The organism is Mucilaginibacter sp. P5_A4 (genome assembly GCF_056400605.1).
On the sequence record NZ_JBFUKX010000024.1, the window covers coordinates 1 to 13,797 of the forward strand.

The 13,797-nt window shown below is 45.3% G+C and carries 5 protein-coding genes; all 5 read right to left on the reverse strand.

Annotated elements, in window-relative coordinates:
* Positions 1 to 366: 366 nt before the first annotated feature.
* Positions 367 to 1,485 (reverse strand): glycoside hydrolase family protein, encoded by a 1,119-nt coding sequence (locus AC1DQW_RS15355; protein ID WP_477454889.1) that lies wholly within the window; start codon positions 1,483 to 1,485, stop codon positions 367 to 369.
* Between the two features lie 220 nt (positions 1,486 to 1,705).
* Entirely contained in the window at positions 1,706 to 4,471 is a 2,766-nt protein-coding gene (locus AC1DQW_RS15360) for a glycoside hydrolase family 78 protein (RefSeq protein ID WP_477454890.1), read from the reverse strand.
* Between the two features lie 24 nt (positions 4,472 to 4,495).
* Positions 4,496 to 8,014 carry a malectin domain-containing carbohydrate-binding protein gene (locus AC1DQW_RS15365; protein WP_477454891.1) on the reverse strand — a complete coding sequence of 1,173 codons (3,519 nt, stop codon included), beginning with the start codon at positions 8,012 to 8,014 and terminating at the stop codon, positions 4,496 to 4,498.
* 72 nt (positions 8,015 to 8,086) lie between these two features.
* The gene (locus AC1DQW_RS15370; protein WP_477454892.1) at positions 8,087 to 10,978 is read right to left on the reverse strand and encodes a glycoside hydrolase family 95 protein; all 2,892 of its coding nucleotides are present in this window, start codon (positions 10,976 to 10,978) and stop codon (positions 8,087 to 8,089) included.
* Positions 10,979 to 10,986: 8 nt separating this feature from the next.
* Positions 10,987 to 13,752 carry an alpha-d-galacturonidase gene (locus AC1DQW_RS15375; RefSeq protein ID WP_477454893.1) on the reverse strand — a complete coding sequence of 922 codons (2,766 nt, stop codon included), beginning with the start codon at positions 13,750 to 13,752 and terminating at the stop codon, positions 10,987 to 10,989.
* Positions 13,753 to 13,797 lie beyond the last annotated feature (45 nt).

Genomic DNA, 13,797 nt, shown 5'->3' on the forward strand with positions numbered 1-13,797 from the left:
TTTTTCCTCCTGTTGGCTATCCTGGATATACTGCTATGCCGTATTCCTTACATTCTGTTCAAACTCAAGAAAATAAAAAGAATGAGGCTGTATCTCGCAAACAATATGCTTATAGCTATTTAGGCACGACGTGCTCTCATCCTTTTTCACTCATAAAATGTATGTAAAGAATGTTTTAATATCTCCTAAACAAGATATAATACATTTTTTAATTTCAACTGTAAACATAGGAGGTACGAAGCAATCCCCGACTTACAGAGCGGCCTTGCAAATCCGACATGTACAGTTTGGGATTGCTTCGTACCTCGCAATGACGATCTATTTATAAGGATTATCTAATAATTATAAAGCCTATCTACTTAATATTTACTTCTTCTTTTTAACCGGTGGTGCAACAAAATTCAATTCGCTTTTGCCCAGATCTTTTGATGTGGCTACAGCTATACCACGCTGATCGGCTTTGTTTACCGCGCAATAGTAGTGGTATACCACACCCTTATATTTTACCACAAATGATTTGTGGGCAAACATATTATCATAAGGTTCGGATGATTCAATCAGCTTATCGCCGGTCCAATCAGTCCAGTGAACCAGGTCGTACGAACAGGCAAAGCGGTTAAATACACCCGTTGTCCCGGTTTTCCAAAAGGCGCCGAAATAAAACATCACATACACATCGCCCATTTTTTGAATATACGGGTCGCCGGTAATGCCATCGCCATGGTTCAGCACAGGATCTTTGCCAAAACGCTGCCAGTGCAGCATATCATCAGATACAGCCATACCAATGCGCTCGGCGCCGCGCTTTTTGTTTAGGCTATCGCCGTTGGCATTGTAATACATTACAAATGGGTGCCCGGTAAGCTTTGCCTTATCCCATATCACGGTTTCTTTATATTGGGTATGGTTATCCCACCAGCTTACGTCTTTATCGATGCTTGATAGTACGGGATGATCTAACCGCTGCCATTCATGTGGTGTTGACGGATCCTTGCCGGTATTGGCTATGCTGATTGATAGCAGCCCTTTCTCGTACCCCCGGCTTTGCCCGCCGAAATACGACATCCAGTATTTATCCTGGTATTTTTGCAGCTGATAACTGCCGCCCCATTTGTAATCCTGCAAAGCAATATAACCTGCCTTTTGGTTGCTGTCCCACTGCGTGGTATCTGAGAATGACAGGATGCGGCCGCGGGTTTTCCAATGCAGCAGGTCCTTGCTATCAGCCAGCCAGGTTTCGTAACCACGGCCATCGAATACAAGGTAAGTCATGTACCAGTTGTTCCCTTTCCTGAAAACACTGGGGCAATCCATTTTTTTTGAATTGCTATCGGGCGCCATCACCAGGCCATATTTATACGGGGTTTTTACCTGCTGGTAAATATCCTGCATTACCTTATTGGGCACAGTTTTGGTTTGTGCCGATAGTTTTATAGCCGGTAACAGGCAAATAAATAATACCAAGCGTTTTAATGTATGATTCATATTTTATAATTCTTAAAAGCTGCCTAAAAACAGATCGTCATTGCACGAAGCAATAAGGTGTTGGTAAAAAAATCCTTTGTCATGCTGAACGTAGTGAAGCATCTATTATTCGCCATACTTCTTCGCCCTGTACAGCCTGCGAATAGATCCTTCACTACGTTCAGGATGACAAACCCCTTCAGAATTTCCCCAAACTTTTACTACTCAACATGACAGCCCTCTACCTAACCACAAACAAATAACCACCCGACCCTACCCTAACCAGGGCCTTACCATTTTTGTATCCTATAAATTCCATGTCTTTTCTGTTCCTGATGTTTTGCCCGCCGGCTGTGATCATAGCCGTTTTATTTACCGGCAAATAAATGGTGGCCGTTGTATTAGCAGGAATGCTTACACTCAGCTCAAACTTACCTGCCTCCTTTTTCCAGCTGCTTGAAATGGTGCCGTAAGGCGATTGGTAGTTTGCCCTTGCCCAGGTTACATCGCCTACAACTTCCGGTCTGATCTCTATTTTGTTAAAGGCTATAGCATCATCTGCCGGGCGGATGCCTGCCAGTCCGCTGTAAAACCACTCCATTAAATGGCCCAGCATAAAATGGTTGTTTGATACCGATGGCAACGCCGCCCATGATTCTGTCAGCGCCGTTGCTCCATGTGCTAACTGATACCCATAACCCGGCACATCAGCACGGTTATTCATATCAAATATCACGTCAGACCGACCTTCATCATCCAGTACCCTCAGCAGGTAGCGGTAACCAATATCACCGGCGGTAAGGCTGTTACCCCTGCTGCGGATATCCTTTACAATATTGTTCACCACAGCGGTTTTATATTGCGGTTCAACCAAACCGGCATAAACCGATATAGCATTTGCCGCCTGGCTGCCGGTACCATATTGCCTGGTTTCGGCATTAAAGAATTTTTTATTGTAAGATTGCTTAACCTGTGCGGCTAATTTATTGTAAGCCACAGCGTCTTCGCTTTTCCCCAGTAAAGTGGCAATTTTTGTCGCGATATCCAGGTCGTAATAATACAAGGCCGTGGCCGTAATGCCCTTTGGGGTTAACTGCGACACGCCAGGTGGATTGGGTCCCAGGTCGTACCAATCGCCAAGGCCTTGTGTTAAAATATGGCCATCTGCTTTTTTACTTAGGTAAGTTAGGTAGCGTTTTATCATATCGTAATTCTGGGCCAGCACACCTTTATCGCCGTACCATTGATACACATACCAAGGTAGGATAACTGCATTGCTGCCCCATTCGGGCGAGTCGCGAAACGGCTCATCAAACTTTACATATTCAGGAGCTATCTCCGGAACCAAACCATCTTCAGTTTGGGAGATCCGCATATCGTTGATGCATTTACGCGCCAGCCTAACTATATCATAGTTATAATGCAGGGAACTTCCCACCAAATGAGCCTCTTCCAGCCAGCCCAGTTTTTCGCGGTGCGGACAATCGGTAAACACGCTGGCCATATTGCTTTTCATGGCCCAGTCTATCAGCTTAAAGGTTTTGTTAAACAGCTCATTTGAACAGGCAAAATTACCAACCGTAGCAGCGGCGTTGCGCGTGTGCAGGCCTTTTATCACGATTATAACCGGCAGCTGTTTGGCATTAGCCTCATTTTGCGGAGCCACGCCTACCACCTGTAAATACCTGAAACCGTAATAGGTAAACTGCGGCTGCCAGGTTTCTGCACCATCACCTTTTAAAATGTAATTATAATAATGCGGCCCGCCCGATCCTTTTTGATTGGCACTGCCATCAGCATTAACCAACTCGGCGGGAATTATCTTTACCGTATCTCCTTTTTTTCCCCTAATCGTGATTTGCGGGATGCCCGAAAAGTTTTGTCCAAAGTCATAGATCCAGGCTCCTGTGTTTAATTGGGTTTTGTTTTGGGGGATAAACTCCTGCATTACTTTCAGCGGGTCGGCCGCCTGGGCGTTTAGCATCGGCGGGCCATCTACCTGTATAGCCTTACGCCAGGTATCATCATTAAAGGCATTGGTGTTCCATCCGGCCTGTTCCAGGTTGGCATTATAGTCCTCGCCGCCATAAATACTGCTGAAGGTTACCGGGCCGGGAGCTGTTTTCCAGGTGGTGTCGCTTACAAGGTTATCTATCTTCCCATCCTGGTATTCCATAACCAAACGGCAGATCATTTTGGGGTAGCCATATCCCCCGGTAAGCTTACGGTAGCGTTTATCGCGGGGGATATAATAAAACCCATTACCCAACATTACCCCGATGGTGTTTTTACCGGCTTTTAGCTGACCAGTAATATCAAATGGTACATACAGGGCCTGCTTGTCATATTTTGTCCAGCCGGGGTCAAGGAAATGGTCGCCAACTTTTCTACCGTTCAAACTCAGGTCGAAATGCCCCAGCCCGCAGATGTAAAGTGTAGCTCTTTTAAGCCGATTGCCCACATGGAATGGTTTACGCAGCAATGGCAGCACATCATTGGCCATCCCTAACTTTTTTGGCCCTTTACCATGATAAAACGGAACAATAACTGAGGTATCGGGCAGTTTCTCGTAAGCTATCCAGTTGGCACCTTGCCAATCAGCTTGGGTTAACAATCCCATTTGCCAGCGGGCGGTACCACTCCAGGCTGATTGCTGCCGGTGGTTATCCCAAACCATTACTTTCCAATAATAAGTTTTGGCCGGTTGGAGTTGGCTGCCCTTGTAGGTCACCTGCAAAGATGCCGGCAAGGCCACTTTTTTTGAGTCCCAGATGTTGCCCTTATTACCGTCCAGCTTCTGCGGATCATCGGCTACCAATACCCGGTAAGCCGTTTGCATGGTGTTGGCTTTGCTGCTTTTCAACTGCCAGCTCAGCCCTGGTGATACCGACTCAACCCCTTGTGGATTTTGTTTGTAATCACATTGCAGACCTGCCACTTTTAGTTCCTGGGCAAATAATCCCAATGGTAATACCAGCAGCAAAAACAAAATGATCTTTTTTAGCATTTTTCTATATTTTTCTCAATTTTTCTACTGCATTTCTATCCCCAATATACATAAACCTGCACATTTTTCACCCGCAATTACCAGTTTATAATTACCCGCGTTAATACTCGTCCCCGTTGTGGTAACCACCATTCCCGACTTGTTTTTGGCTACCGGTCTAAAGCTTAAATCTTCTTCTTTCATCATAGTTCCATCGGCAGCAAGCAACTTCATTTTTGCTGTAAAGACCTTATCGGTTGAGTTGTAATACTTTATACGCAAAGCATACAGATCAGCCACACCGGGGGTAATGGTAAATGACATGCTCCCCCTGGCATCCTTTTTATAGCGGATCACTTTTTTACCGGCCAAAGTATCCCTGAATATGCCATCGCCCTGAATATCAGCGACATCAGCTTTGTAACTTATGGTTTTACGCAGATCGGTTGCTGGTTCAAGTGTAGTTACCGGCAAAACAGCTACGGTGTACGTGTATTTTCCTTTATTCGCACCTAATTGCACCATGCCATCCTTTTTAAATCTTTTGCGGTAGACCGGGAGCTTATGCCCGCCATCGGCATCATTTTCTATATACAAACCGGTAACTTCATAATCATTTAACCATGCTGGCCTTTGTGCCGGGGTAGTATCCATCGCCACAAATACATCTGCATCGGCAGTTACATTAAACGAGGCAAACTGCTTATTATCAGAAAGATCTGTACAAATCCAATCAGCCCCAAAAAGCACGGGCGGCAGGTTACTGAATCTGATATCAGCGTTCACATACTGCTTTTGGCCCACATCCATCCAGCTTTGCAGTGTCCACTTACCGGCTGATTTTAAATGTGCTATTATACCGCTGTTATTTGGTGCTGCATGTATCTTGCCATTTAAAGTACTGATAGCCATTGCAGATATAAGGGCTTCACCAGCAGGTACATTGGGGAAGCTTATGTTTATTTTACCGCCTGTGATGTGGGCTGTGATTGTTTTCTTGAGCGCGCAGGCATAACCTGCTTCCTTCCAGATATCCAGGTTTTTGATCTTTGTTTCACCGTTAACAGCTACATCAAATAAACGCCAGCCAGTACAGTCCATTCCGCCGCCTGTGCCATACCATGGTTCGGTAAAATATAATTCAACACGGTAATCGCCATCGGGTACCGGGAAGTTAAACTGCAATTTGCCCATCCCATACCTGAATGTTTGAAACAATGGGCTATCATTTGTTCTGCCAATATTATCAAACGTGCGTTGCTGGCTGGCAAAAAAGGCAGGCATATTCGAATAATCGTCCGTCCATGATAATGAGCCCGGTTGGTTTTTATTATCCTGATGCTTATCGGCCATCCATAAATTACCAAAACTGTCTTTATAATCGGGGCCTCCGCAATTTAACCTGTACAGGTAATTGTAACCGGCCGCAGGTTTGAGCAGCACTGAATTTGCTGATCTATCCGAATTTAAATACGGAGCAGCTGGTAAATGATTGAGCACCACCTGATCATGCGCAACGGATTTGCCATTTACATACCCAACCGCGTACAAAACGTTATATTTTATATCCACACCATCCCACTGAAAATGAGTACCTACCCCGCGTTTTTTCTTTTTACCAAGCGAAATATGTTGTACATCATTAAACAGTTCTACCTCGTCGCAATTGGAGTAAACGGTAATGCTATCTTTTTTACCGGGTGTTAACCAGCGATCGGGCCATGTATGGGATACAATGTAAACCATTGGCTCTTTATCTTTTGGTGCATAATTGGCCCGGTACATATAAAATGCGTCGGTTGGCTGTCCCCAGGGTGTAAATAAGCCCTTATAGTTAACCGGCCCTACCCTGTCCAACTCCCGCTGGCCTTCGCCTCCTTGTGTGCGGCCAGGGTTCTCATGCGAGTAGAGCAGCCATTGAAAATGTCCTGCAACCTGGTCTTTTACAGAATCGGCCAGGCGAACTTTAGTCTCCATCAGTTGTGTCATTCGGTCCTCGCTAAGCGGACCGTTTTGGTTAAATGGCCCTTCTGTATGTAAACCAAGGCTTCTCCAGGCACCATATTCGCCCACGAGGATCTGTTTTTTGAGGTCTTCACCATAGGTTAGAGGATTACCGCCATAGGTGCCGGTCCAGTTTTGCGGCACATCCCAATCGGTACCCTGGCCACCGTTACAGGTGGTAACTTTGCGCTGCGATGATGCAGTCGGGTCAAGCTTGCGGATGATTTCGCTGCATTCACGGGCAAAATCGGCCGGTAGCTTGCTTTCATTCTGCAGGCCCCACAAAATAACTGAGGGGCTGTTACGACGCTCTTTGATCCAATCAACCAATAGCACCTTATAAGTAGCCCTAAACTCCGGCGTATTAAACCAGATATGCGCCGAATATTGCGGCCACCAAAGGATGCCCAGTTTATCCCAATATGTTTGATATGCCAGATTATGCGGTTGGTGCGCATCCCTGAAAGCATTAAAACCAGCAGCCTTTACCTGCATCACCCTTGCTTTGATTTCTTCACCGGTAAAAGCCTGGCTCTTACCCATCAGGTGCTCATACTCGGCAATGCCATTGATAAACACTGGTTTGCCATTCAAATAAAAACGATTATCGTCATTATTACGACCAATTGGCCAGCTTATCCAGCGGATGCCATAGGAAGTGGTTGTTTGATCCACAAGTTTGCCATTTTGCCAAACCCGGGTAATTAAATTATATAAATACGGATTTTGTAAAAACCATAAATGTACACCGGCTATATCTTTTAGTAATTGCTTTACAACAACAGTTTCACCGGGTTTAACTTCATTTGAAGCGTTTACTTCTGCAACTACTTTTCCTGTAGCATCAACCAGTTTATTGCTAACACTGATGGAAGACGAGTGCATACTGTAATTTTTCACTTCTGTTTCGAGGTTAAGCGTGGCTGATTTTTCGGAGACGGTGGTATCATTCCAAATATGTACGCCAAAAGGCTCAATACGCACGGGACTGGTCACGATCAAATGCACCGGCCTGAAAATGCCCATAGGCTGCGACCCTTCAGAAAAGCCCGGGTCATCCGAGCAGCCGCCACAAACCCAGGGCAGGTCTTTTATAAAGGCTGGATGATCTGCACGAACACAGAGCAGGTTTTTACTCCCTGTTTTTATCGCGTCAGTAACATCCAATGTAAACGAGGTACGCCCACCTGCATGATAGCCCACCTGCACGCCATTTAGCCAAACAGTAGCATAAGAGCCCACTCCTTCGAACCATAAAAAGTAGCGCTTATTTTGCTGCTTTGCAGGCAGAGCGAATATTTTACGATACCATGCATAGCCATGCCTGTTTCCATGTTTTAAACGGCGATAACCTTCATATTCATCCCAATTGTGCGGTATTTTTACTATCTTCCAGCTTTGATCTTTAAAGCTGGCCTGTTCAAAGCCCGGATAAGTTATTAGGTTATTATCATGGGCTATGGTATGCCAATTGGTGTTTAACAAAATCTCCTGCCTGGTGTTATTTTGCCCAAATACCGGAGTTATAAAAAAAGTAAACACCAAGCATATAAAAAGCATTAAAACCGGATGATGATTAAACCCGGAAAACTGTTTTTTAATATGACAATTGTTTACCTTCATCGTCTTCTATTATAGCTGTTTCAGATCAGCATTAAATTGATACGACCGGCCTTTTTGCGTATTGATGCTGATGATTTTATCATGATAACGCAAGCGACAAACCCCACCGGCTTTTGATAGCACTTGTACCCCCAGCAGCTGCCCTTTGTGCCAGTTAAAGTTCAATTCAAAATCACCACGGGCGCAAATGCCTTTTATACTTCCCTGCGCCAAAGCGGATGGCAGGGCTGGTAGCAGTTCAATATCATCTCCCTGACTTTGCAGCAACATTTCTGATAAGCCGGCGGCTCCGCCAAAGTTTCCATCAATCTGAAAAGGCGGATGCGCGTCGAACAGGTTATGGTAAACCCCGCCTTTTTCTTTACCAGAGCTCACGTCAGCAGGAGAAAGCAGCTTAGTGAACATCAAGTAGGCGTGATCGCCCTGCCTTAGCCTGGCCCATAAATTTACCTTCCAGGCAATACTCCAGCCGGTTCCCTCATCACCGCGGTATAACATAGATTTTTGGGCTGCATGCATCAGGTCCGGGGTTTTCCCGGTGATATCTGTACCGGGGAACACGCCCCACATATGCGATACATGCCTATGTGTATCGGCAGTATCGTCCTTATCTTCTATCCATTCCTGCAGCTGACCATATTTGCCAATTTGGTTAGGCGCTATCTGATCGTATTTTGCATTCAACGTATCAGCAAAAGCTTTATCAATTCCTAAAAGGACAGACGCCGCTATGCAATTTTTGAACAAATCGCGGATGATCTGGTGATCCATAGCAGGCCCCGCTACCAATCCGCCATGTTCAGGCGAATTGGAGGGAGAGCTGATAAGGTAGCCGGTTTTAGGATCTTTCACTAAAAAGTGCATAAAAAATTCCGCCGCCCCCTTCATCTCCGGGTAAGCGCGGTTCTGTAAAAAATTTTTATCCTTAGTATATAAATAATGCTCCCATAATTGGTGACAAAGCCATGCGGCGCCGCTTACCCAAATGCCATGATTTGACGCATTTACCGGAGCAGTGCCCCGCCACAGGTCGGTATTATGGTGCAGCACCCAGCCCGGTGCACCGTAATGTTCTTTTGCTGTTTGCCTACCTGTTTTAGCCAGGTCATCAACTATACTAAAAAACGGCTCGCTACAGGCCGAAAGGTTCAACACCTCGGCAGGCCAATAGTTCATCTGCAAATTGATGTTGGTGGTAAATTTACTGCCCCAAGGCGGCGTAAGCAGGTCGTTCCACAGGCCCTGCAAATTGGCCGGACCATTACCCGGGCGCGATGAAGATATCAGCAAATACCTGCCATATTGTGTGTACAGTGTGATAAACGATGGATCGGGTGTATCCCTGAATTTCAGGATCCGCTCATCTGTAGGCAAATCAGCATTGATGCCTTTACCAAGGTCAATAGAGAATGTTTTGAAGAATTTTTGGTAATCTTTTATATGATCTGCCTTTATAACCGGGTAGCTTTTACGGGTAATACCCGCTATTTGCATTTTGCAAATGGCTTCCGGATTGCCGGATACATCATGATAATTTTTGAAATTTGTTGCCGCTGTTAAATAAAACGTAGCCTCGTTGGCACCGGTAACTTCTATATTATTGGGAGTCACCAGCACTTTGCCGTTGGTGGCCTTCACATGCAGGTAACTTACCCCGCGTAATACCCCATCATGTACCTTTAACGATAATGCAAGCGTGTGATTGTCAACCCTGCGGGTAATAAAATTTTTATGCAGACTTTTCATCAGGGCTTTTACCGTAATGCTGCCCGGCTTATCGGCGGTTAAATGAATAGTTATTACCTGGTCGGGGGCGCTTGCCAGGTACTCGCGGGTGTAGGTTATTCCATCAGCCTTATAGGTAACATGTGCCGTGGCATTCGTGATATCAAGGTCGCGCTTGTATTCACTTATTGTTTGCTTTGGGATTTGCAGGTACAAATCGCCAAAAGGCTGGTAATCGGCATTATAGCGGGGGTAAGCCGGCGGATTATCATCCTGGATCCGGTATTTCCATGTTCCGCTTAATTTTATTGGTTCTATAGTGCTACTCTTTTCAATAGCGGATGTTATCGCATTGCTTGTTACCCCGGCTTTGATGATAGCAACTTCAACACCTTCAGGATAAAGCAGCATTTCTTTTGCCGCGCTGGTTAAGCCACCTTTATCATTGAAATTTAATACCTGTATAGCTAATAAATTTGTTCCTGTACGCAGCTCTTTAGCCGGGATGATATATTTACGATAAGCTGTTCCGTTGGTTGTGCCTACCTGGTTGCCATTGATATAAGTAAAATCGAGATCCCGGATGCGGCCTAAACTGAGCACCAGATTTTTTCCCTTCCAACTGGCCGGCAACTCAAATGTCGTTCTAAACCAAACCGCTCCGTCAAGTCCCTCAAAACCGGGGGTTGTTTCCCAGCCCTGTGCGGCGGGTAAGGTAATGGATTTCCATGTGTCATCGTGAAAATCTACCCCTTGAATCCCATTTATATTCCGCACCATTTTAACCCAGCGGGCAGAATCAGCAGCGTACGTAATTTCATTGCTCTTCATTCCCATGAAATGTTTTTCGGCAAGTGCTTCGGCTTCGGATTGTTTGCCGTCAAACAAGAGCTGGCGAATAGGTTGCAGGTATTTTACGGCCCCTTGCCGCTCATAGGTGCGCGGACCGCCCGTCCATAGCTTTTGTTCATTAAACTGGATCCTGTCTTCTGCCACTCCACCAAATATCATGGCGCCTAAGCGGCCGTTGCCAATGGGTAAGGCATCCGTCCATTTTTGTGCAGGCTGCCTGTACCAGAGTTTAAGGTCTGATTGGGCCCGGGCTAAATGAGTGGCAAGCACGAGCGTAATTGCAATAAATAAATATTTTAAGACCGGCAGTTTGGAGTTTTTCATAGCACTGTTTAGTTAAATAACCAGCGTAAATCTTTAATGTTACCGGTATTACTCAATCCGGCATCGTAAACCGGGATATAGGCATCATCATTAACAATACCTAAAATTAAACAAGCGCCTTTACCCAGCGTAAGCGTGTTGGTGCCCGCCTTAAACGAATAGGTATGCACATTAACCGGTGGCAAACCTTCTACCTGTATGGCATTGGCAATCTTTATATCCGCCTGGCCGTAATCATTGGCACTGGCATCTGTTTCCAGTTGTGGTTCCGGCAGGTATTTAGGGTCTTTCTCATTAAAAAAGCCCACCAGCACCTTAACAGGTTTGGCGTTGATAAAACTTAATTCCGTTCCATTTTTTAGCTGATCTGCCTTAATTAATTTTAAAGGCTGCAGGTTTACCAGCTCAGGGGCTGCATTTTTAACTACTACAGCAGTATCAGCAAATATCTGCTCACCGTTACTCAATTTATAAAAGGCGGTACCCTTTGTTTTAATAACGGCCTGCGCGTTGGTCAGAATTATCTTATCGGCTTTTTTTGCCGCCACCTGCGGCGATTTCAACGAGTCGATGTTATGTTTAAAATTATCCAGTTCTTTTTGGTAAACAGGCAGCAACTCCACCCAGGTTTTCATTTTAGCATCATTGCCGCCCACGGGAATTTTACGCTGTTTGGTTTGCATGCTATTGGCATACAGGTAAGTATCTTTGGTAAGATTAACCAGCTGCTTAAAATAATACAGACTGGTTTGCAATTCAGGTAATGCCTTTTCCAGGTCGGCAATGTTATCCGAATATTTGTACCGAAGCACCCATAATGCTGCTTTTGCTTTATAAGCATAGCTGTTTGCTAAAGCATTATAGCAATAGATGTCATTTTTTAACCTGTTAAATTCAGCTTTATCTTTTTTTATCTGTGCCGATGCCCGATCAATAGCCTCAACACCTTTACGGCCCTGCACTATTACACTATCAATTACTTTAACAGGCGTTTCGCCGATGTGGGGCTGGTGTTTCCATTCCTTTTCGGCATACTCACTCATCATTTCGCCAACCGGCCCTTCAGAGTTATAAAGTAAGGTGAACAAACCATATTTTTCGGGATTAACCAACTGGCTCATCAGCATACCCAGGGTCATAGTTTGCCGGTTGCCATCGGTAATACCAAAGCGCCTGAGCAATTCCGGGGCTATCTCGCCCGATTGCTCGTACGCTGCTAAAATATCCTTGCCCTGGGTTTCGTTACAGCCATATTTAGCGGCCAGCTGCTTAGCCCAATAATTTATCTCATCTCCCCTGCCGCGATGGCTATCCCAGGCATAGCGTGCCCATGCCTTGTACCAAATCCAATCGCGATCCAGTTGTAATAACCGTTCTCCACCTGTATTATCGGCTGTATAAGGCCAGTCCCAGTAAGATGCCTGTGGATATATGTGCAAGCCATTTGCCCCGTAAACATTGTGCATGGCCAATAGGCATTTTTGTATAAAATCCGGCGAGCCATAGCGGAAAGGCTCCAGGTTGGCCATGATGTGCACATTCTCTATCTGTACGGTACCAATGCGACTTAGTGTGCGGTGCAAATCGGCCCATGGGCCATGCGGCTCATAGGTGGTAAGTGCTTCCCCATTATATTTAGCCATGGTATACAGGTTTTTATATAATGGCTTGGCGTATTTCATCACCGATGGTGCATCGCTATCATGCGCACGCAATACAATCGGCGGTTCGTCAGTGCGGCCCAATGCTTTCAAGCCATCCTGTACGCCGGGAATAATGGTTTTGGTGAACCAGTCTATATCATCCTGCCCAACCCCTTCCATCGCTTCGCCAAGGGTGATTAACAAACCTACATTCGGGTATTTTTGTACGAAGGCCGCTATTGATTTACGGGTATAATCGGCAATTACGGGTACTATATGACGGTTCCTGTCCTGTGTTTTGAGGTTATTTTTTTCGGCAAAGGGTTTAGATACGATGATGTTATAAAAGCCCTGGATCAGCCAGATGCCGCGTTTATCGGCCTCGCTCGCCAGGAAACGATAGATCTCCTCATTCTTTTTAAAGGTGACGTCATCCACCTCAACGGCATAAGGATATTCCTTTACTTTAACCAAAGAGGCAAAGGGATGACCATTCCACAGGTATAAAGAGTTCATCCTGTTTTCGGCCAAAGAATCCAGGTACCGCAGCCAAAGTGCTTTATCATAAAACCATGGAAAATTTTCGGGCGTATAAGGATATTCATAAGTACCGCGACCGGGCAATAATGCAGGTTTTTGAACACCAACGCAAGCGCCGCGTAAAACCATTTCGGGTTGATCGGTTATTGCCAATTTAAGAGGTAAAGCATGCGCGCTTTTTATCCTGCCAGCCAGCTCCAGGCAACCATATAAAGTACCGGAATTATCCGCGCCGGCTATGATAGCCGTATTGTTGGTGCTATTAATTATAAATCCTTCTTTGCCGGGGAATTTCAGAATATCAGCATGTTGCTTTATCAATGCTCTTTTAATAACAGGATCCCGTAAAAGACCAACAAAAATGGCGTTACCGGCCACCGCTTTAGTATTTTGCTGTGTGGTAACTATATAACCGACCTGTTGCAAGGCTGACTTTAGTTTTTGAGCGCCATAATCTAACCGTTCGTGATGTTTTGCGGGCAGCACGATGGTTATTTTTTTACCGGGGTCCTGGGCCTTCAATGAGGAATGAAAACAGCTGAATATCAGTATCAGAAGCGCAACGTAGCTATGGGTTATTCTCATTTTCATGTTTTTACATCATTTGCTACAAAGCCATTTCAGGGGGACAGACTT